General features: G+C 65.6%; 19 protein-coding genes. 5 read left to right on the top strand and 14 right to left on the bottom strand.

The window, feature by feature from the left end; genetic code table 11:
* Nucleotides 1–89: 89 nt before the first annotated feature.
* A complete protein-coding gene (locus QRM89_RS15465) occupies nt 90–1,376 on the top strand; it encodes an NAD(P)/FAD-dependent oxidoreductase (RefSeq protein WP_115576340.1) in 1,287 nt (428 codons plus the stop codon).
* A 52-nt stretch (nt 1,377–1,428) separates the two neighbouring features.
* Nucleotides 1,429–2,043 (top strand): trimeric intracellular cation channel family protein, encoded by a 615-nt coding sequence (locus QRM89_RS15460; RefSeq protein WP_285448408.1) that lies wholly within the window; start codon nt 1,429–1,431, stop codon nt 2,041–2,043.
* A gap of 196 nt (nt 2,044–2,239) precedes the next feature.
* Here QRM89_RS15460 and rpoH read toward each other — a convergent pair whose 3' ends face one another.
* The 6 genes from rpoH to rhlB all read right to left on the bottom strand — a co-directional run bounded on the left by rpoH (nt 2,240) and on the right by rhlB (nt 8,319).
* Nucleotides 2,240–3,115: an RNA polymerase sigma factor RpoH gene (rpoH, locus tag QRM89_RS15455; protein ID WP_011038853.1), complete on the bottom strand. Its 876-nt coding sequence runs from the start codon at nt 3,113–3,115 to the stop codon at nt 2,240–2,242.
* 200 nt (nt 3,116–3,315) lie between these two features.
* Nucleotides 3,316–4,041, bottom strand: coding sequence for a uracil-DNA glycosylase (gene ung / locus QRM89_RS15450; protein WP_040941936.1), 726 nt, complete (start codon nt 4,039–4,041; stop codon nt 3,316–3,318).
* A complete protein-coding gene (locus QRM89_RS15445) occupies nt 4,038–4,880 on the bottom strand; it encodes a response regulator (protein ID WP_014506371.1) in 843 nt (280 codons plus the stop codon). Before QRM89_RS15445 ends, ung begins: the two co-directional genes overlap by 4 nt.
* Nucleotides 4,881–4,888: 8 nt before the next feature.
* Complete coding sequence (gene ftsX, locus QRM89_RS15440) at nt 4,889–5,839, bottom strand: permease-like cell division protein FtsX (protein ID WP_285448407.1); 951 nt, start codon at nt 5,837–5,839, stop codon at nt 4,889–4,891.
* Complete coding sequence (gene ftsE, locus QRM89_RS15435) at nt 5,836–6,522, bottom strand: cell division ATP-binding protein FtsE (protein WP_115531148.1); 687 nt, start codon at nt 6,520–6,522, stop codon at nt 5,836–5,838. Before ftsE ends, ftsX begins: the two co-directional genes overlap by 4 nt.
* A 75-nt stretch (nt 6,523–6,597) precedes the next feature.
* Complete coding sequence (gene rhlB / locus QRM89_RS15430) at nt 6,598–8,319, bottom strand: ATP-dependent RNA helicase RhlB (protein ID WP_076056927.1); 1,722 nt, start codon at nt 8,317–8,319, stop codon at nt 6,598–6,600.
* Nucleotides 8,320–8,517: 198 nt separating this feature from the next.
* Between rhlB and trxA the strand changes: the two genes are divergently transcribed.
* Both trxA and rho read left to right on the top strand, forming a co-directional pair.
* Nucleotides 8,518–8,859, top strand: coding sequence for a thioredoxin TrxA (trxA, locus tag QRM89_RS15425; protein WP_011038858.1), 342 nt, complete (start codon nt 8,518–8,520; stop codon nt 8,857–8,859).
* Nucleotides 8,860–9,075: 216 nt separating this feature from the next.
* Nucleotides 9,076–10,959: a transcription termination factor Rho gene (gene rho, locus QRM89_RS15420; RefSeq protein WP_285448406.1), complete on the top strand. Its 1,884-nt coding sequence runs from the start codon at nt 9,076–9,078 to the stop codon at nt 10,957–10,959.
* A 244-nt stretch (nt 10,960–11,203) separates the two neighbouring features.
* Here the strand turns inward: rho and QRM89_RS15415 are convergent, their stop codons facing one another.
* From QRM89_RS15415 to QRM89_RS15405, 3 genes are read right to left on the bottom strand one after another with little or no spacing between them, the layout of a single operon-like run.
* Entirely contained in the window at nt 11,204–12,076 is an 873-nt protein-coding gene (locus QRM89_RS15415; protein ID WP_285448405.1) for a hypothetical protein, read from the bottom strand.
* Between the two features lie 58 nt (nt 12,077–12,134).
* Nucleotides 12,135–13,874, bottom strand: coding sequence for a bifunctional isocitrate dehydrogenase kinase/phosphatase (gene aceK / locus QRM89_RS15410; RefSeq protein WP_285448404.1), 1,740 nt, complete (start codon nt 13,872–13,874; stop codon nt 12,135–12,137).
* 8 nt (nt 13,875–13,882) lie between these two features.
* Nucleotides 13,883–14,812 (bottom strand): LysR substrate-binding domain-containing protein, encoded by a 930-nt coding sequence (locus QRM89_RS15405; RefSeq protein ID WP_042595264.1) that lies wholly within the window; start codon nt 14,810–14,812, stop codon nt 13,883–13,885.
* A gap of 102 nt (nt 14,813–14,914) precedes the next feature.
* Between QRM89_RS15405 and QRM89_RS15400 the strand changes: the two genes are divergently transcribed.
* Complete coding sequence (locus QRM89_RS15400) at nt 14,915–15,139, top strand: hypothetical protein (protein WP_115555206.1); 225 nt, start codon at nt 14,915–14,917, stop codon at nt 15,137–15,139.
* 78 nt (nt 15,140–15,217) lie between these two features.
* On the opposite strand, the gene QRM89_RS15395 is transcribed toward QRM89_RS15400, so the two are convergent.
* The 5 genes from QRM89_RS15395 to QRM89_RS15375 all read right to left on the bottom strand — a co-directional run bounded on the left by QRM89_RS15395 (nt 15,218) and on the right by QRM89_RS15375 (nt 21,146).
* On the bottom strand, nt 15,218–17,449 hold the full coding sequence (locus tag QRM89_RS15395) for an NADP-dependent isocitrate dehydrogenase (protein ID WP_285448403.1): 2,232 nt from the start codon (nt 17,447–17,449) through the stop codon (nt 15,218–15,220).
* A gap of 376 nt (nt 17,450–17,825) precedes the next feature.
* Nucleotides 17,826–18,386, bottom strand: a complete 561-nt coding sequence (locus QRM89_RS15390; RefSeq protein ID WP_285448402.1) for a hypothetical protein — start codon at nt 18,384–18,386, stop codon at nt 17,826–17,828.
* A gap of 71 nt (nt 18,387–18,457) precedes the next feature.
* Entirely contained in the window at nt 18,458–18,754 is a 297-nt protein-coding gene (locus tag QRM89_RS15385; RefSeq protein ID WP_040941941.1) for a LysM peptidoglycan-binding domain-containing protein, read from the bottom strand.
* A 104-nt stretch (nt 18,755–18,858) separates the two neighbouring features.
* Entirely contained in the window at nt 18,859–19,674 is an 816-nt protein-coding gene (queF, locus tag QRM89_RS15380; RefSeq protein ID WP_057673459.1) for an NADPH-dependent 7-cyano-7-deazaguanine reductase QueF, read from the bottom strand.
* 167 nt (nt 19,675–19,841) lie between these two features.
* Nucleotides 19,842–21,146, bottom strand: a complete 1,305-nt coding sequence (locus tag QRM89_RS15375) for a M20 family metallopeptidase (protein ID WP_050912478.1) — start codon at nt 21,144–21,146, stop codon at nt 19,842–19,844.
* Nucleotides 21,147–21,283 lie beyond the last annotated feature (137 nt).

Raw genomic sequence — 21,283 nt, 5'->3', positions numbered from 1 at the left:
ATGCCGCAGGCGGGCCCTGCCCGACGCGCCACATTCATTGCCGCTGTTGCATCCTTGCGTGCCCACGTTGCGATCCATCGGACCTGACGATGACCTCATCCCCCTCCCGAGCGCCGCTGCATCTGGTCGTGGTCGGCGGCGGTTTTGCCGGTTTATGGGCAACCCGCGCGCTCGCCGATCCGGACATCCGCATCACCCTGATCGACCGCCAGAATCACCACCTGTTCCAGCCGCTGCTCTACCAGGTGGCCACCGCCGGCCTCTCGGCGCCTGACATCGCCGCCCCGCTGCGCCACATCCTGCGTGAGCAGCGCAATGTCGAAGTGCTGCTCGGCGATGTCGCCGACATCGCCACCGACCGCCGCGCGGTGGTACTCGCCGACGGCAACACCGTCAGTTACGACATGCTGCTGCTGGCCACCGGCGCCACCCACGCGTATTTCGGCAACGATCACTGGGCCGAGCACGCGCCCGGGTTGAAGACCCTATATGACGCGCTGGTGCTGCGCCGCAAATTGCTGCTCGCCTTCGAGCGCGCCGAAGCCGAATCCGACCCGGCCGCGCGCGCGGCCTGGTTGAGTTTTGCGGTGGTTGGCGGCGGCCCGACCGGGGTCGAGTTGGCCGGCACGCTGGCCGAAATCGCCCGCCACACGCTGAAGAACGAGTTCCGCCATATCGACCCGCAACAGGCCCGCGTGCGCCTGGTCGAGGCCGGGCCGCGTGTGCTGCCTTCCTTCCCGGACGACCTCACCGACAAGGCGCGCAAGCAGCTCGAACGCCTGGGCGTGGAGGTGCACACCGGCACGCCGGTGACCAACATCGATGCGTTCGGCTATCAGTTGGGCGACACCTTCGTGCCGGCGCGCACCGTGGTCTGGGCCGCTGGCGTGGCCGCCTCGCCGTTGGCGCGCACCCTGGGCGTGCCGCTGGACCGCGCCGGCCGCGTGCTGGTGGAACAGGACCTCAGCGTGCCCGGCCACCCGGAGATCTTCGTCGGTGGTGATCTGGCCTCGGTACAACAGGACGGGCGGCCCGTGCCCGGCGTGGCGCCGGCGGCCAAGCAGATGGGCAAGCACATCGCCAAGGCGATCCGCGCACGCCAGCGCGGCCAGGCTGCGCCGGCCTTCCGTTACCAGGACTTCGGCAACCTGGCCACGATCGGGCGCATGGCGGCCATCGTGCATGTCGGCAAGCTCAAGCTTTCTGGCATCGTGGCCTGGTGGTTCTGGCTGGCCGCGCACGTCTATTTCCTGATCGGCTTCCGCAACCGTTTCGTGGTGCTGGTGAACTGGGCCATGGCGTATTGGAGCTACCAGCGCGCCGCACGCATCATCTTCGGCGGCACCGACCAGCCACCGCCCAGCAAGGACGGATGACAGCCGGCGGGCGGTGCGCGATGCTGTGCCGCCCGCTGTCGACCGTTGTGCCGTGGCTACTGTCTTGTTCCTGCTGGATCTGCTCGGCACCTTCGTGTTTGCGCTCAGTGGCGCCACCGTGGCGGTGCGCAACCGCCTGGACCTGTTTGGCGTGCTGGTGCTGTCCTGCGCAGCGGCGGTTTCCGGCGGCATCGTGCGCGATGTGCTGATCGGTGCCACGCCGCCGGCAGCGCTGGTGCACCCGCACTATCTGATCACCGCTTGCCTGGCCGGTATCGCCGGCTTCTACTGGCACACCGCCGTGGAGCGCCTGCGCAATCCGGTGCAGCTATTCGACGCGGCAGGGCTGGCGCTGTTTGCGGTCTACGGCACCAGCAAGGCGCTGGATTATCAGCTCAGCCCACTCAGTGCGACGCTGCTCGGCATGCTCAGCGGCATCGGCGGCGGCATCGCCCGCGACCTGCTGGTCGCACGTACCCCGGTGGTATTGCAGGCCGAACTGTATGCGGTGGCGGCGCTGGCCGGCGGCGGCCTGGTCGCGATCGGCCATGTTCTCGGCCTGCCGCAATCCTGGTCGCTGACCGCCGGTGCCGGCGTGTGCTTTGGCCTGCGTTTCATGGCGATCCGCTACGGCTGGCATCTGCCGGTGGCACGGCCGCCGGAGTAGCGCTGCGCGCAACCGGCGTTGTTCCAACCGTGCCCTGACGATTGTAACGGCTGTCGTTGCGGCCGTGCTGCGTGCATGGCGTTGCTGGGCCAACGAGACGTCAACACACAAACGCACCGCCTGCCGTGCCACGCCCGCAACGAAAAACGGCCCGGAAGACCGGGCCGTTTTGTATCACTGGCAATGTCACACCGGATCAGGCGACGAACAGCGCCTTCATCTTCTTCAGCGCGTTCGCTTCGATCTGGCGAATACGCTCGGCGGACACGCCGTACTCGTCGGCCAGCTCCTGCAATGTCACCTTGGATTCGGAATCCAGCCAGCGACGCTTGACGATGTCGCGCGAGCGCGTATCCAGACCGGCCATGCCTTCGCGCAGCAACTGCAGCTGATTGTCTTCGCTGTCGTGCCGCTCATAGGCCTGCGACGGGTCTTCCTCGTTGGCCACGAGGTAGCTTACCGGCGACGGCGGGCCGTGGTCATCGTCTTCGTCCGACGAGGCATCGAAGCCGATATCGCGACCGGACAAGCGCGACTCCATCTCCATCACTTCACGCTCGGAGACGTTCAAGTCCTTGGCAACCGCAGTCACCTCGGACGCATTGAGCCAACCCAGGCGCGTCTTGGACTTGCGCAGGTTGAAGAACAGCTTGCGCTGCGCCTTGGTCGTGGCGACCTTGACGATGCGCCAGTTCTTCAGGATGAACTCGTGCATCTCGGCACGGATCCAATGCACCGCGAAGCTGACCAGGCGCACGCCCATTTCCGGGTCGAAGCGCTTGACCGCCTTCATCAGGCCGATATTGCCTTCCTGGATCAGGTCGCCCAGCGGCAGGCCGTAGCCGTTGTAACCACGGGCCACATGCACCACGAAGCGCAGGTGGGAGTGGACCAATTCGCGCGCTGCGTCCAGATCCAGCTCGTCGCGGAAGCGGCGGGCCAGATTCTGTTCCTCATCGACCGACAGCACCGGGATCTGGTGCACGGCACCGATGTAGGCGTCCAGCGAACCGAGCGCACTGGGAATCGGGAGATTGTTTGCCACAAGGGCAGTCGAGGTGATCTGGTTCATAGGGCACCATCTTAGCAGTCGAACTATTGGACTGCTGGGTACAGAAAAAGTTCCAGCGTTCCATCTATAGGACGTTCGGGTTTCCGGCGCCGGTGCTGTTCCAATCCGTGCCGCCTCGATTCAGGTGCCTACGCTACCACCGTCACCGCTCGCGGATCGTGACAAAGCGCTTACTTGCCAGGCGCAACGGCCCAGCCCGTTCAGCCGCCGGCGAGGCTGAGATCCAGCGCCGCGCGCGGCGGCAACGACCAGTCGATCGGGCTCAGCCCGCGCCGCTGCAAATGGTCGTTGGTCTTGGAGAAATGTTTGCACCCCAGGAAGCCGCGGTGCGCCGACAACGGCGACGGATGCGGGGCCTTGAACACCCGGTGGCGCGCCTGATCGATCACCTTGCCCTTGGACTGCGCGTAGCTACCCCAGAGCAGGAACACCAGGCCCTCGCGCTCGCGGTTGAGGGTTTCCACCACATGATCCGTGAAGCCTTCCCAGCCCTTGTTCTGGTGCGCGCCGGCGCGGCCCTGCTCCACCGTCAATACCGCATTGAGCAGCAGCACGCCCTGGCGTGCCCACGGCATCAGGTAGCCATGGTCGGGGCGCGGAATGCCCAGGTCGTCCTGGATTTCCTTGTAGATGTTCAGCAGCGACGGCGGCACCGGCACCCCGGGCAGTACCGAAAAGCACAGCCCATGCGCCTGGCCTTCGCCGTGGTACGGGTCCTGGCCAAGCACCACCACCTTGACCTGCTCGAACGGGGTGGCATCGAAGGCGGCAAAGATCTGCGGGCCGGGCGGGAACACCCGCGCATTGGCGGCCTTGCGCTGGCGCAGGAACGCGGACAGCTCCTGCATCTGCGGCTGCAACAACCACTCCCCCACCCGCGCCTTCCACGACGGTTCCAGCTGGATACGCCCCTCGCCCTCGGTCATAGCGTGACGGCCTGATCCTCCAGGCGCGCCAGCCGCAGCTGGAACAGCACCTTGGTCACCAGCAGGCGTTCTTCGATGGGCTTTTGCACCAGGTCGTTGGCGCCGGCCCGCAGCAGCTCCGACTGGTTGCGCGGGTTGGTGTCGCCGGTCATCACCAGCACCGGCAGGCGGCGCTTGCCGTAGGCGAAATCGATGCGGATGCGCTCGACCACATCGCGCCCGTTGAGCTCGCCCTTGAGGGTGACGTCGGTCAGCACCACGTCGATGCGCCGCTCGGTGCGGCCCAGCGATTCGGCGGTGAGCAGCGCGAACGCGTCTTCGGCAGTGAGCACATGCACCACCTTCAGGCTCTGGCGCTCGAGCATACGCTTGGTCGCTTCGGCCACCACGCGGCTGTCTTCGATGTACAGCACGGTGGCGCCCACCACCGGCTCGGGCTGCACGTAGCCGCGGATGAAGGTCGCCAGCGCCTCGTGGCCCAGCGCCTTGTCGAAATAATCGGTGACGTATTCGGTGAAGCGGCGCTCCACCAGATGCTGCTGCGCATCGCCGGAGACCACGATCACCGGCACATACGCCTGGCCGGCCGCTTCGCGCACGCTGCGCGCCAGCGTCAGGCCGTCGCCATCGGGTAACGACAACGAAGTGGTGACCAGATCCACCGCACCGGCCTCCAGCGCATCGCGTGCTTCGGCGATGCTGGCGCAGCCGATCACCTGCACATTGGGCAAGTCGCGCTTGAGCACGTCGGCAATCAGCTTGCGTACCAGCTTGGACCCATCGACCACCATCACACGCGGTGCGTCGCTGATCAGGTGTTTGAGATCTGGTGGATGCATGGCAGGTCTCAGGTCTCGGTGGGGCGGGTCTGACGGAGGAAGTGGCCGGTGACCAGCCAGGCACCCAGCCAACCCAGCACCAGGGTACCCACCAACACCATCGCAGAATGCAGCAGATCCAGTCCGTGCAGGGTAAAGGAACTGCCGTAGCTGTCGGCCAGCGTGGCCAGCGGCGTACGCAATGCAAACCCGGAAGCGGCGATCAGAGCAAGCGCGACCGCGCCGGCGCCCAGCCCGTACCACGCACCCAGATACAGGAACGGCCGGCGGATGAAGCCATCGCTGGCACCCAGCAGCTGCAGCACGCCGATCTCTTCGCGCCGCGATTGGATATCCAGCCGCACGGTATTGCCGACCACCAGCACCGCGCCAATGCCGAGCAGGGCCGAGAGCACCTGCACCAGCCGCTCGCCGAAATGCAGCCAGCCATCCAAACGCTTGCGCCATAGCGCGTCGTGTTGCACCTGGTCGGTCTGCGGCAAAGCCTGCAAGGCGGCGGCCAGCTGCGCATCGTCAGTGGCATCGGCCGGGGTGACGATCAGCAGCGTAGGCAGCGGGTTGTCGCCGAGTGCATTGATCGCTTCGTCCAGCTTGGCGTTCTCGCGCAGGTCGGCCAGGCCCTGCGCCGGCGTGCGCACCGCCACCTGGGCAATGTCCGCACGTGCGCGCAGCTCGCCGGCCAGGCGCTCGGCCGCATCGGCGGCCACGTCCACCTTGAGGAACAGATTGATTTCGCGCGACTGCTGCACGCTGCCAGCCAGCAGCTTGACGTTATCCAGCGCGATCGACAGCCCCAGCGGCAATGCCAGGGCCAGCGCCATCACCACGATGGTGAGCAAGGTGGCCCAGGGCTTGCGCATGGCGCGGCCCAGGCTGAAGGCTATGCTGTGCAGATGGTGGTCGATCCACACGCCGAACCGCGAGGGGGCCACCGATTCGGTATTGGCGAGCTTGCTCATTCGGCCAGGTCCTGCGGCGAGATGTCATCGACCAGGCGGCCGTGGTCCAGGATCAGCACGCGCTTGCGCATCTGCTTGAGCAGCGCCAGGTCGTGGCTGACCACCAGCACGCTGGTACCGCGCGCCGGCAGCTCGGCAAACAGCTGCATGATTTCCGCGGCCAGTGCCGGATCCAGGTTGCCGGTGGGTTCGTCGGCCACCAACAGGCGCGGTTCGCCGACGATGGCACGGGCAATGCCCACGCGCTGCTGTTCGCCGGCCGACAATTGCGAAGGCAGCGCCTTCTCGCGATGGGCCAGGCCGATCCGCTCCAGCGCCGAGCGCACGCGCTTGCCGATTTCCGCACGGCGGGTGCCGCGCAGGATCAGTGGCAAGGCAACGTTTTCGGCAATGCTGCGATCGTTGAGCAGGCGGTGATCCTGATACACCGCGCCCACCTGGCGGCGATGCAGTGGAATGTGCCGGCCACGCACCTTGAGCAGGTTGCGTTCTCCCAGCAGCACCGCGCCCTGGCTGGGCCGCTCGCTGAGGTGGATCAATTTGAGCAAGGTGCTTTTGCCGGCGCCGGAGTGGCCGGTCACGAACAGCATCTCGCCATCGGCCACTTCGAAGCTGACATCGGTCAGCGCCTGGTGGCCACCGGCGTAGTGCTTGCTGACGTTGTCGAAACGCAGAACGGTCATCTATCGATTATGCCGGAGCGTCAGCGCTTGCGTCGCATCGCCGGTGCACGGCGATGCGATCTATGCCGCAATACCTCAGCTGCCGGAGACCAACGAACGCAGCCTGCGTCCGATGCGGCTCAGCAACGACGGGCTGCCCGACGGCTTGGCTGCGGCACGTACCGGCTTGGCCACCACCTGGGTGGGTTTGCGCGGCGCGGCGGGGGCCGGCACGGGCGTGGATGCCACCACCGGCTCGGCACCTTCGACCGGGCGTCCGTTGCGACGCCGACGGCGCTTGCGCGGTGCGCGCTCGCCTTCGGCCGCGGTGACGGCAGGGGTTTCTGCGGCAGCAGCGACAACCACCGGCGTCTCGCTGGGCGCTGCGGCCGGATCGGCCTCGCCTTCCACGCGCGGCTTGCGACGCGGCGGACGCGGCTTGCCATCTGCACCGGCGCCGTCGCGACGACCGCCGCCACTGCCGCTACGCGAAGCGCCACCGGGGCCGCTACGGCCACCGCCACGACGCGCTTCGTCGGCCGCACGCTGCTCACGCGCCTCGCGGAAGATCGCGCCGACGCTTTCGCCCTCGGCATCACCAACGTCTTCGCCTTCCACCGGCGCACGCGCAGCGCGCGGCAACGGGGTCAGCAACTCGGAGGTCACCGGTTCGACCGGGATCTTCTGCTCGATGTAGGCCTCGATGTCCGGCAGGCTCATCGCATAACGCTCGCAGGCGAAGCTGATCGCATCGCCCTCCTCGCCCAGGCGCGCGGTGCGCCCGATGCGATGCACGTAGTCTTCGGCGTCGAACGGCAGGTCGTAGTTGTAGACGTACTTGACGCCATCGATGTGCAGGCCGCGCGCGGCCACGTCGGTGGCCACCAGGATTTCCAGCTGGCCCTTCTGGAAGCGGTTGAGCAACGACTCGCGCTTCTTCTGCGGCACGTCGCCGGACAACACGCCCACGCGGTAGCCGTGCCGCTCCAGGGTGCGCGCCACCCGCTCCACGAACGCCTTGGTGTTGACGAACACCATGGTGCGCGCGCCTTCGCTGCGCGACAGCAGGCCCAGCAGCAGCGTCTGCTTCTCTTCGTCGGAGGGGAAATAGATGCGCTGACGCACCCGCGCGGCGGTGATGGTCTCGGTCTCCACGACGAGCTTTTCCGGCTCGTTCATGTGCTCATAGGCCAGCTCCAGCACGCGGTGGCTGAGCGTGGCCGAGAACAACAGCGTCTGGCGGGTGCCGCGTTCGGGCATGCGCCGCAGCAGGAAGCGGATGTCCTTGATGAAGCCCAGGTCGAACATGCGGTCGGCTTCGTCCAGCACGCAGATCTCGCAGGCATGCAGCGAGACCACCTTGTGCTGCTTGACGTAGTCGATCAGCCGGCCCGGGGTGGCGATGATCACGTCCACGCCCTGCTGCAGCAGCTCGCGCTGCTTGTCGTAGTCCACGCCACCGTAGACCAGCGCAAAGCGCAGCCCCAGGTCGGCGCCGAACTTCACGGCGTCCTTGTGGATCTGGATGGCCAGCTCGCGGGTGGGCGCCAGGATCAGGGCGCGCGGGTCTTCCGGCTTGCGGTCGGCCAGCGCGGGGCGGATCAGCAGGCGGTTCATCACCGCAACCAGGAACGCCAGCGTTTTGCCGGTGCCGGTCTGGGCCTGGCCGGCGACGTCGCCGCCGGGCAGGGCGACCGGCAGGGTCAGCGCCTGGATCGGCGTGCAGCGCGTAAACCCGGCGCTCTCCAGCCCGGCGACCAGCGCCGGATGCAGGTCGAACGAGGAAAAAGTCAAATCGGTCAGCGGTTTGTCGCTCATTATTCCGTCTTCGTGAGGCGCCCTGGGCAGCCCGGGCGCGGCTTGCATCGATGCCGACAGCGTCGCAAACTGCGGCTCTTGTGGCGGACAGCGCGGCTTCAGGACTGACACTTGATTCAGTCGCGCAATGCCCCAGTTTACCGCAATGTGGCGGCCTGCCCGGTCGGGTAGGCCGTTTTGGTTTCCAGGAGACCCAACGTGAGCGACAAGGTTCAACATGTCGGCGATGCCGACTTCGATACAGCTGTACTGCAATCCGGCGAACCGGTCCTGGTGGATTTTTGGGCCGAATGGTGCGGCCCGTGCAAGATGATCGCCCCGGTGCTGGACGATCTGGCCGATACATACCAGGGCAAGCTCAAGGTTGCCAAGGTCAACGTGGACCAGAACCGCGCTCTGGCCATCAAGTACCACGTGCGCTCGATCCCGATGCTGTTGCTGTTCAAGGACGGTGAGGTCCAGGCAAGCCAGATCGGGGCAGTTGGCAAGGGCCAGCTGACCCAGATGATCGACAAGACCCTGGGCGGCGCGGCCGCCTGAGTGACAGGGCGTCCAGCCATGGGCGCCCTGCGTTTTGCCGGCAGTTAACTCCTGCTTTGGCAGACGCTTGCGCCGCTCTGCGCGGCGGTGGTAGTGTCAGTTGATCCGGCGCACGTTCGTGCGCCGCCGTACCCCTCTAGAAACCTCTTCTAGACTCCCATCACCACAGTTCGCCCCCCAGCCGGGCGCTCGCACTCTTAGCGAGGAATCAAGCACTTGTCCGAGAATCCTTCCTCCGATACCGGGAGCGTTGACGCCCCCGTCGAGAAGCGTGTGCGCAAGCCACGTGTCAGCAAGACCGCCGTCGCCCATGACGACGCCGGGTCGCAACAACCCAATCTTCCCTTGCCCAGCAGCCCCGCCCCCGAGGCTCCGCGCCCCACGCAGACCCCGTCGCCCGCAGCCGAATCGGCGCCGGCGCAGTCGTCTGGCGATGGTGGCGCAGCCCAGGCTGGACATGCTGGCGAGCAGCACGGCGAATCCCGTGAGGGCGGCCAGTCGCAGCAGCAGCGCTTCAACCAGGCGCAGCAGCAGCAAAACCAGAACCAGGCGCAGAGCCAGGGTCAGGGTCAGCAGCGCCAGCAGCAAGGCCAGGGTCAGAACCAGGGCCAAAGCCAAGGCCAAGGCCAAGGCCAAGGCCAGCAGGGTCAAGGTCAGGGCCAGAATCAGGGCCAGGGCCAGAACCAGCAGGGCAACCGCCGTGACCGGTTCCGCAACCGTCGCGACCGTGGCCGCGACCGCTTCGGCAATGAGAGCGAAGGCGGCATGCCGTCGTCCGATGGCAGCAACGAGCCGTTCATCGCGCGTCCGCATCCGGCCGTGCCGGAAGGCTTCCCGGCGTACTCGCTGAGCGACCTCAAGCGGATGCCGGCGCAGAAGCTGCTGGATATCGCCGACCAGCTCAACATCCAGGAAGGCGTTGCCCGCGCACGCAAGCAGGATGTGATCTTTGCGCTGCTCAAGGTGCTCACCCGTCATGGCGAAGGCGTTGCCGCCGACGGCGTGCTGGAGATCCTGCCCGACGGTTTCGGCTTCCTGCGTGCCGCCGAGGCCAGCTACCTGGCCGGCCCGGACGATACGTATATCTCGCCGAGCCAGATCCGTCGCTTCAACCTGCGCACCGGCGACCATCTGTCCGGCCGCATCCGCTTCCCCAAGGACGGCGAACGCTATTTCGCGCTGTCGATCGTGGACACCATCAATGGTGAGCCGCTGGAAGCGAGCAAGAACAAGGTACTGTTCGAGAACCTGACCCCGCTGTTCCCGCGTCGGCGTTTCCGCCTGGAACGCGGCGATGGGTCCACCGAGGACATCACCGGCCGCATCCTCGATCTGATGGCACCGCAGGGTAAAGGTCAGCGTGCGCTGATCGTCTCCCCGCCCAAGGCCGGTAAGACGATGATGATGCAGCAGGTGGCCACGGCGATCACCACCAACCACCCCGAAGTGCACATGATCGTGCTGCTCATCGACGAGCGCCCGGAAGAGGTGACCGAAATGCAGCGCACCGTGCGCGGCGAGGTCATCTCCTCCACGTTCGACGAGCCGGCCGCGCGCCACGTGCAGGTTGCCGAGATGGTGATCGAACGGGCCAAGCGCCTGGTCGAGCACAAGAAGGACGTGGTGATCCTGCTGGACTCCATCACCCGCCTGGCACGCGCCTACAACAACGTGGTGCCGAGCTCCGGCAAGGTGCTCACCGGCGGTGTGGATGCCAACGCCCTGCATCGCCCGAAGCGCTTCTTCGGTGCGGCACGTAACGTGGAAGAAGGCGGTTCGCTGACCATCATTGCCACGGCGCTGGTGGAAACCGGCAGCAAGATGGACGAGGTGATCTACGAAGAGTTCAAGGGCACCGGCAACAGCGAAGTGCATTTGAACCGCCGTATCACCGAAAAGCGCGTCTATCCGGCGATCGACATCAACCGCTCGGGCACGCGCCGCGAAGATCTGTTGATCGAGCCGGAGCTGCTGCAGAAGATCTGGATCCTGCGCAAGCTGCTGCATCCGATGGACGAAATCGCCGCGATGGAGTTCCTGCTGGACAAGATGAAGACCACCAAGTCCAACGACGAGTTCTTCAGTTCGATGAAGCGCTGAGTTCAGTTGGTTGGTGTGTTACGAAAAAGCCCCGCGTTGCGGGGCTTTTTTTGGGCGGCGTTTTACGTGGGGCCATGCACTTGGTTCTCCGCGCTCGATCGCGATTGTGCGGTCGGTGCGGATCGACTGCGCTCTGGTTGCGCGTCATGCCGGCGGCCATCGGATGGTTGATTCCCTGGCAGGACGGATGCGCAACAACACGCCACAGCGATCCGACTCCACCAATAGCGTCCTGGGTGGATCCTCAGCCTTCCTGCAGCGGCGTCATCAGCCGCACGCCTTCGCCGCTTACGGAAAACAGTCCCGAGCCTGGCAATGCGTCCGGGCTGTCGATCGATGCGGCAGTGTCGTTCTGCGTTCGCCACGATGCCGTCTGACGCGGGCCCGGCAGATACGATTGCCATTTTTTCTGCTTGGCATCCAGGTCCTTCTCGGACGCTGCGATGTCGAACGTCACCGGCACGCGCATCTCCCAGAACGGCGCATTGCGCTCAGGCCCTGCCGTTGGAGGAGTGAAGGTCCAACTGCGCGCCTTGGCCATTGAGGCATCGGCAAATTCCTTGCGCCAGCGCGCACGCTTGGACTCGGGAACCAGCGCGGTGAGGTTGACCTGTTCGGCAACCACATCCTCCACCTTGCCATCGCGTCCGATCTTGAGCATCAGATAGACCACGCCGGTCGCGCCGCCCCGGAAGGCATTGACCGGATAAGGCGGCGGCTGCATGTCCTTGGCCTGTGCGCTATCGCCCTGCTGGGCCTGCCCGCCAAAATGCGCACTGCGAATCGACACCTGGTACTGATTGTCATCGGCGGGCTTGGCGACCAGCAGCAAACTCATCGGCAGCCGCGCCGGCAAGCCATTGCCGTCGTCCTTGACCGGATCGAACCGCCACGCTGCCACCGAGTGTTTGATCCGCTCGCGGACGGCGGCAGGCAAACGCTCCTCGTCGGCGAGCGCCACCCCTGTCACGGTGCCATCGGGCGTCAGCGTCAGCTCACCGGTGACATTCATGCTTGCTTCGATCTGCAGACGCGCAGCGTCCGGCTTGGCGTGCGCCACGCCCATCGCCGCCAGCGAAAAAAGGATGCCCAGACCTACACGTTGCTTCCACTGCATTGCCGTACTCCATTGGTGATCGCACGTTTTACCAGGCTGCGGCCGTAAACGAAACGGTCTAGGCCAGCCGGCGCGACTCCGCATACGGCGGCGTGTCCGGGTAATCGTCTTCGCGCAGGCGTGCCTGCAGGCCGCGCCACCACTGCGGGTCGAACAGCTCGGGATGCATGTGCTTGACCGCTTCCAGCTGCGAGGACGGCAGGCCCATGAACAACGCAAAGCGCTCGGGAAACACGTCGCGCGGGCCGACGTGAAACCAGGGCTCGGCTGCCATCTGTTCTTCATAGTTGGTGGGCGTGGGCCAATCGCGGAAAGTGCATTCGGTGATCAGGCACAGCTCGTCGTAGTCGTAGAACACCGCGCGCTGGTGCCGGGTGATGCCGAAATTCTTAAGCAGCATGTCGCCGGGGAAGATGTTGTTGCGCGCCATGTCCTTGATCGCCTGCCCGTAGTCCAGCGCGGCGGCATGCGCGGCGGCGGGCTGCTGCTCGCGCAGATACAGATTGAGCGGGCGCAGGCGGCGCTGCACGTAACACAGCGCGATCAGCACATCGTCGCCGTCTTCGCTCAGGCTCATCGCACAGCTGGTCTGCAGATCCTGCAGCAGTGCAGGCGAGAAACGCGCCTTGGGAAACCGCAGAAACCGGTATGGCTGCGCATCGAGCAGGCGACCAATGCGGTCGAGCTGAAACACCAGCTCGTATTTGCCTTCGACCTGCGCGCGGCTCATGGTCTTGGGATATGCGAAGCGGTCACGGATCAACTTGAACACCAACGGATAGCTGGGCAGCGTAAACACCACCATGACCATCCCCGGCGTGCCGTCGGCATGCACCAGCTGTTCGGCCGGATGGGCCTGGAAGTGGCGGAAAAACGTGCGATACCGCTCGGTCTTGCCCTGCTTGGCACGCCCCAGCATCGTGTACAGCTCGTCGATGGGCTTGTGCGTGAGCAGGCTGCGCAGAAACACGACCGCATCACCGACGGTGGTCAGATCCGCCTGGAAATAGCTGCGGGAATTACTGAACAATTGCGCGACGTCGCTGCGGCGCGTCAGCACCGCTTCGGCGCGTAGACCGGCATCGTCGTTGACCAGCGCAATCACACATGGCGAAAAGCGATGTTCGCCGAACACCCGCCCGACCAGATACGCACGACGTTCGCGATAGAACACCGTTTCCAGCAATTCGACGCTGCGCACCGGGTGCTCGCCCCAATGGGCAAGGTCGTCCAGCAGCCGCACCGCGATTGCCGCCGCGCAGCGGGTGCGGTGCGCATACGGCACCTCAAATGGATAATCGCCGAGCACGCGCACCAGCATCTCGGTCAACCGGCCAGGCGAGACCGCGTAGGTATGCCGCGCCACCGGCACGGTGATGGCATCGGTGGGCTCGATATCCAGCGCAATGAATTCGATCTGCGCATCCACGCCCTGGGTGCGGAAGTAACGCCGCGTCAGCGTGTTGTAGAAGGTCTTGTACAGCTCCTGGTCGATCAGGCCGGTGAGCAGCTCCGCGTAATGAGTGCGGGCGCGCATCCACAGCGCGCGATCGTGCGCCTGCCCCAGCAACACCGCGCGCAGGCGCAACATGCATTCGCTGATGTAGTGATCGTAGAGCGCAATCCGCGCCACCGCATCTTCGCGTGCGCCGCTCCAGTCGCGCGTTTCGAAGCGCTGCCTGGCACGCGCGGTGATCTGCGAAAACTGCGCGTGGTAGTCCTGAAAAGCCTCATAGACAGCACGACCGATCGCCAGCGCGCGGCGCTCGGATTGCGGTGGTAACGATAGTTGGTTCATGGCTGTCCTCAGCGCTTGCGACGGCGTGGCGTGGGAACTGCGGATGCCGCCTGCTGCGCGTGCGCCGCATGCTCGCGCGCCTGCTCCTGCAGCCAAGCGCGGAAGGCGAGAAAACCGCGATGCGAGGCCGAGCGCGCCGGATACACCAGGTAATGCGACCAGCTGGTCTTGAGCCGTTGTGCAGACAAGGCGACCAGCTGGCCGGACGCCAGCAACAACCGCGCGCGCGTTACCCGCCCCAGTGCAACCCCCACGCCGTCCAGCGCAGCACGATGGTGCGCTTCGGATTCGTCCAGCACCGCCGCATAGCGGCGCGGTGCTTCGCCACCGAAGGTTGCAAACCAACGCAGCCAGTCGCCATCCGGGTCGCCCAGCAAGGGCCATTGATGCAGTGGCTGCGCATCGACCCCGCCCATGCGCGCGATCAGCGCGGGGCTCGCCATGGGCACCAGCCACTCGTCGAACAAGGGCTCGGCGATCAGGCCCGGCCAGTGCCCGGCACCGATGCGCATGCCGGCATCCACCTGCTGCTGGCGTTCGAAGTCCACCAGCCGCTCGCTCGAGAACAGGTTGATCTCGATGGTGGGATGCAGCGCCAGAAATCCACCCAGACGCGGCACCAGCCAGGCCGATGCCATCGACGGTGTGATGCTCAGGGTCAACGTGTCTTCGCGGCGCGCAGCGAACGGCTGGAACGCTTCGGCGATGGCATCCAGATGCGGTGCAATGCGATCGAGCAACTGCTGCCCCTGCAGCGTGGCACTGACACCGCGTGCGTGCCGTTGCAGCAATGGATACCCCAAGCGTTGTTCGAGCGAACGCACCTGGTGACTGAGCGCGCTGACGGTGAGGTGCATCGCCGCCGCCGCGCGCGACAGATTACCCAGACGCACGGCACTGACAAACCCCTGCAATGCGTGAAGCGGCGGACGCGACATGGCTCACCCTTGAATGAAATTCAACACCGACTTGCAAAAGCCTCGCTTCTTCCACGCCCAGCCTGCACCTACTGTGGCTTTCACTCAAGTGGGAGCAGGATCATGCGCATCTTTACCGACTTGCTGTTCCAGCACGGGCACATTGCCGACGTGACGCTTGCACAGCAATTGGCAGAGCCGGACACGGCGCTGGATGCGGCCGCGCAGGCAGCGCAACCTGCCTCGGTCGCGCCGGACGCTGCGCGCCAGCAGCGTGCCGAACACCGCATGGCGCGGCGTGCACGCCGGCTGGTGCGGGCGATGACGGCGTTGTCGCCATTTCGCTGAAACGACAAGGCCCACCTCTTGGCGAGGCGGGCCTTGGAGCTAGCACTGATTGAACGCACCGATAGCCGGGGCGCGGGATCAGGCCTTGAGCGTGGCCAACACGTCGTTGAAGGTCTTGCTCGGACGCATCGCCTCGCTGACCTTGGCCAGATCCGGATGGTAGTAGCCACCGATCTCCACCGGCTTGCCCTGTGCGCCGTTGAGCTCGGCCACGATGGTGGCTTCGTTCTCGGTCAAGGCCTTGGCGAGCGGTGCGAACTTGGCCTGCAGCGCGGTGTCTTCGGTCTGTGCGGCCAGGGCCTGTGCCCAGTACATCGCCAGATAGAAATGGCTGCCGCGGTTGTCGAGCTCGCCAACCTTGCGCGCCGGCGACTTGTTGTTGTCCAGGAACTGCCCGTTGGCCACGTCCAGCGCCTTGGCCAGCACAGTGGCGGACGGGTTGTCGTAACGGTTGCCCAGGTGCTCGAGCGAGGCGGCCAGGGCCAGGAACTCACCCAGCGAATCCCAGCGCAGGCAGTTCTCTTCGACGAACTGCTGCACGTGCTTGGGCGCCGAACCACCGGCGCCGGTCTCGAACAGCCCGCCACCGGCCATCAGCGGCACGATCGAGAGCATCTTGGCGCTGGTGCCCAGCTCCATGATCGGGAACAGGTCGGTGAGGTAGTCGCGCAGCACGTTGCCGGTGACCGAGATGGTGTCCTGGCCCTTGCGGATGCGCTCCAGCGAGAAGGTGGTGGCCTCCACCGGCGGCAGGATGCGGATGTCCAGGCCGTTGGTGTCGTGATCCTTCAAGTAGGTTTCGACCTTGGCGATGACCTGCGCGTCGTGCGCGCGTGCCTTGTCCAGCCAGAACACGGCCGGGGTGTCGCTCAGGCGGGCGCGCTCGACCGCCAGCTTCACCCAATCCTGGATCGGCGCGTCCTTGACCTGGCACATGCGCCACAAATCACCGGCTTCCACAGCGTGCTCGAACACGGTGGTGCCGTTGCCATCGGTGACCTTGACGGTGCCGGCGGCGGACATCTGGAAGGTCTTGTCGTGCGAGCCGTATTCTTCGGCCTTCTGCGCCATCAGGCCGACGTTGGGCACCGAACCCATCGTGGACGGATCGAACGCACCATGCGCCTTGCAGTCGTCGATCACCGCCTGATACACGCCGGCGTAGCAGCGATCCGGGATCACGGCCTTGGTGTCCTGCAGCTTGCCTTGCGCATTCCACATCTGGCCGGAATCGCGAATCATCGCCGGCATCGATGCGTCGACGATCACGTCGCTGGGCACGTGCAGATTGGTGATGCCCTTGTCCGAGTTGACCATTGCCAACCCCGGGCGCTGCGCATACTCGGCCTGCACGTCGGCCTTGATCTGCGCCTGCACGTCATCCGGCAGCGTGCCAATGCGTGCGTACAGATCACCGATACCGTTGTTGGGGTCGAAGCCAACCGACTTCAGCACGTCGGCGTGCTTGCTCAACGCACTCTTGTAAAACTCACCCACGACCACGCCGAACAGCACCGGGTCGGAGACTTTCATCATGGTGGCTTTCAGATGCACCGAGAACAGCACGTCTTTGGCCTTCGCGTCGGCGATCTGCGCATCAATGAAACTGGCCAGTGCGCGCTTGCTCAGCACGGCGGCATCGACGATCTCGCCGGCCTTCACTGCAACGGCGTCCTTGAACACCTTGCTGCTGCCGTCGGCACCGACGAATTCAATCTTCAGCGTGCCGGCCTGCGCCAGCGTGGTGGACTGTTCGCTGCCGAAGAAGTCGCCGTTGTCCATGTGCGCCACATGCGACTTGGACTCGCTGCTCCACTTGCCCATGCGGTGCGGATGCTTGCGTGCATAGTTCTTCACCGACAGCGGTGCGCGGCGATCGGAATTGCCTTCGCGCAGCACCGGATTCACCGCACTGCCCTTGACCTTGTCGTAGCGCGTCTTGATGTCCTGCTCGGCGGCATCCTTGGGTTCATCCGGATACGCCGGCAACGCGTAGCCCTGGCTCTGCAGTTCCTTGATCGCGGCCTTGAGCTGCGGCACCGAGGCGCTGATGTTGGGCAACTTGATGATGTTGGCTTCTGGCGTGGTGGCCAGCGCGCCCAGTTCGGCCAGATCGTCGGCAATTTTCTGCGCGTCGGTCAGTTGCTCCGGGAACAGGGCCAGGATGCGTCCGGCCAGCGAAATGTCGCGGGTCTCGACCACGATCCCGGCGGTATCGGTGTAGGCATCGATGATCGGCAGCAGCGACTGCGTGGCCAGGAAAGGTGCTTCGTCGGTGAGCGTGTAGATGATCTTCGGTGTCTTCGACATGAGGTGCGATAGCTCTTGTGGTCGGGAGGAGCACCGGTCCGCACGGCGGTGGCCGTGGGCGTGCGCGACGGGGGTCGCTGGTGGCACGCCGAGCGGCCGACGCGCGTGGACGCGGCGATGGATCAGCACGGCATTGTCGCGTCTGGGCCTTGCCCGGGTAAAGCGACCACAGGCGGATGCTTCATCCCGCCACGCGTCCAATCGCTATGGATGCAGCTGTAACGAAATGCGAACGCTGCCGCGCAGACGCACACAGCCACAAAAAAAGGCGCGACCTTGCGATCGCGCCTCAGGTCCCAAGCTGCGGGAGAGAGTCGCAGCATGGGTGAGCTTGATTGACACCTGCGCGCGTACTGGCCGCGCAGCGCGCTGCGGCTTACTTCACGGTGAAGGTCTGCGGGCTGCCGGCCGGCTTGCCGTCGACCATGACCTGCGCGGTGTAACTACCCGCCGGCCAGCCATCGGGCTTGCTGAAGCTCAGGTTGGTGGTTTCCGCGCCGGTGGTGGTCAGTGTCGCGTTCTGCTCGCCCGCCACCTGCCCGTCCTGGAAGGTCAGCTTGGCCGAAACCGGCACGTTGCTGGCGCTGCCATCGGTCTTCAGCGAAACGATGATGGTGTCCTTGCTGCCCAGTGTGGTGGCCGGCGTCACGCTCTTGTCGGCGCCCGCCTTGTTGCCCACTGCCACGCTGGACACCGTGACCGCCGCGCCACTGGCTGCGGCCGTATCGGTGCTGGCGGCGCCAGTGGCAGTGCCCTGCGCGGCCTGGTCACCGGCCGGCGGCGTGCTGGCGGGGCCTGGAATGTCGGAGGTTGCAGCGCCGGAGGTTGGATCCTGCGACACGCTGGAATCGTCGTGGGCTTCCTTGCGACAGCCGGACAGTGCCAGAACGCCGGCAAGTGCGAGGACCAAGGTGCTGGATGCGGATTTGCTACGCATGGGATCGATCTCCAAGAATCACAGTAAGGGGGTGTGCAACAGGCCGCGGCAACGCGCGGGCAGCGTGGTGGTTACGCTTTCGGCGGTAAGCGCAACACCTGGCCCGGAAAAATCGTGTCGGGATCTTTCAGCGTGTCGCGGTTGGCTTCGAAGATGCGTGGCCACAAGTTGCCGTCGCCGTAATGGCGCTTGGCAATCACCGACAGGCTGTCGCCTGCCTGCACCGTCACCGACTCGTCGCCGATGATTTGCGCGGTGCTTTCCACGCTGGAACGGACGTTGGAAAAATCCGGCGATGGCACGACCTCCGCGGTGCTGTCGACCGTGGACGTGACATTGGAAAAATCTGCTTTCTTGTCGACATTCATTGCCGCGCTCCCTGTCCATCACGATGATGCGCAGGGTGCGCGGCGCGCCGTTAAGTGCTGATCGCGCCGCCGTGAAGCCGGCGCGAGTGCCTGCAATGTGCGCCTTACTGGCGCAGATCGCGAAAGATCGATAGCGGCGTGGGCACCTGCGGCGAGGTGCGCACCGGATTGATGTCGAGCCCGCCACGGCGGGTATAGCGTGCTTCCACCACCAACCACTCCGGCGCGCAACGCACCAGCAGGTCCTGAAAAATGCGCTCCACGCATTGTTCGTGGAAATCGGCGTGGTCGCGGAAGCTGACCAGATAACGCAGCAATCCTTCGCGGTCGATCGGCGCGCCGCGGTAGCGCAGCGTGACGCTGGCCCAATCCGGTTGCCCGGTGACCGGGCAGTTGGACTTGAGCAATGCAGAGGTCAGCACTTCCTCCACCACCGTGCCTGCATGGGTGGCCAGATAGTCGGCCTTGGGCGGGCCGTAATCGTCGATGGCGATATCCAGTGCGTCGATCGATTCGCCCTCGCCCACCGCATCGATCGGCGGCAATCCGAATTCTACCGATACATCGGCACCGGCACGTGTGGACAGATCGGTGGCGATGCGTGCACGTACGGCTTCGGCGCTGTTGAAGCGCGTGGCGTTGAGCGAGTTCAGATACAACTTGAGCGACTTGGATTCGATCAACGCCGGCGACTCGCACGGCACGTGCAAGGTGGCGGTGGCCACGCACGGTTTGCCGTGCGCATCCAGCCAGCTCAATTCGTAGGCATGCCAGCGGTCGCGGCCGACAAACGGCAGCGCTCCGCGCAGGCCGATGGCCGCGCGCCCCGCCGCACGCGGGATCGGAAACAGCAGTGACGGGTCGTAGCCGCTGGGATAGGCGACTTCACGACCGAGGGAGGAGTCTTCTGGGGTATTCATGCCGCCATTTTAGGGCGGCCGGGCTGGCCGTGAGGTGTATGGCGACGCGGGCGCAATCACCTGGATCGCTGCGGCGATCGGGCCGCGTCACGCGGCCCGTCGCCTAGCGGCACGTCCCCTGAAAACCGGGAATCGCCCAACCGCAGCCGATTCCCGATTCTCCAGCCTCAGCCCTGCTGCAGATAATCCAGCGACACCTGCAACAGCGCACGCAGGCCGACATCCAGCGCCGATTCGTCCAGCAGGAACTGCGGCGAGTGGTTGCTGGGCGCGGTGGCCGGGTCGATGCCCTTGGCGGTGGAACCGACGAAGAAGAACATCGACGGTACCTGCTGGGCGTAGAACGAGAAATCTTCCGCGCCCATCTGCAATGGCGGTTCGTAGACGTTGTCTGCGCCCACCACGGCCTGCAGGCTGGGCAGCATCTTGGCCGTCAGGGCCGGGTCGTTGACGGTGGCCGGGTTGCCGTCCTGGTCGGGCACGTGCGCCTCGACCTTGGCGCCATGCGCGGCGGCGGTGTGTTCGGCCACGGTCTTGAGGTCGGCAAAGATCTGCTGGCGCATGCCTTCGTCGAAGGTGCGGATGGTGCCCACCATCTCCACGTCGTCGGGGATGATGTTGTAGCGGATACCGCCCTTGATCGCGCCGAAGCTGACCACCGCCGGCTGCTTGGACAAATTGGCGCGGCGGCTGACCACGGTCTGCGCGGTGCCGATCATGTCGGCACTGGCCACGATCGGGTCAATGCCGTTCCACGGTGCCGAGCCGTGGGTCTGGCGGCCGATCATCTTGATCGCAAACCGGTCCGAGGCCGCCATCAGCGGGCCGCCGCGCACCGCGATCTTGCCGGCCTGCACGCTGGAGAACACGTGCAGGCCAAACACCGCCTGCGGCTTGAAGTCGGCAAACAGGCCTTCTTTCAGCATCAACGAGGCGCCGCCTTCTTCATTGCCCGGCGCGCCTTCCTCGGAGGGCTGGAAGATCAGCATCACCTCGCCCGGCAACTGTTCGCGCATGCCCACCAGGGCCTCGGCCACGCCGAGCAGGATGGCGGTGTGGGCATCGTGGCCGCAGGCATGCATCACCCCCACGGTCTCGCCGCGGTATTGGGAGGTGGCCTTGGAGGCGAACGGCAGGCCGGTCTGTTCGGTGACCGGCAGCGCGTCCATGTCCGCGCGCAGGGCGATCTTCGGGCCGGGTTTGCCGCCCTTGATGATGGCCACCACGCCGTGATGGGCGATGCCGGTGCGCGGCTTCAGGCCTAGCTTGCGCAACTGCGCGGCCACGGTGGCGGCGGTGCGCTCCTCGCGGTTGGACAACTCCGGGTGCTGGTGGAAGTCGCGGCGCCACTGCACCACCTTGGCCTGCAAGGGCGCCGCAGCCGCCTGGACTTCGGGCCGGGGCGCGGCCTGGGCGGCGGCAAGCGTGGGCAGGGCAAGCAGCAGGGCGCTGCTGAGCAGGCGATGGCGCATTGAACATTCTCCAATCGGGATGCCTCACTGTAGTGCACCGGCGCCGCGCCCGGGCCACAGTGGGGTGCGATTCAGCCCCGCGGTCAACCGCAACGACCGTGGCGCGTTGCCGCAGCACCACGCCAGTGAATCGGCCT

It is taken from the genome of Xanthomonas sp. LMC-A-07 (genome assembly GCF_030208825.1).
Lineage (GTDB): Bacteria > Pseudomonadota > Gammaproteobacteria > Xanthomonadales > Xanthomonadaceae > Xanthomonas > Xanthomonas campestris.
The sequence above is the reverse complement of the archived record's forward strand: the minus strand, read 5'-3'. Positions and strand labels throughout refer to the sequence as shown.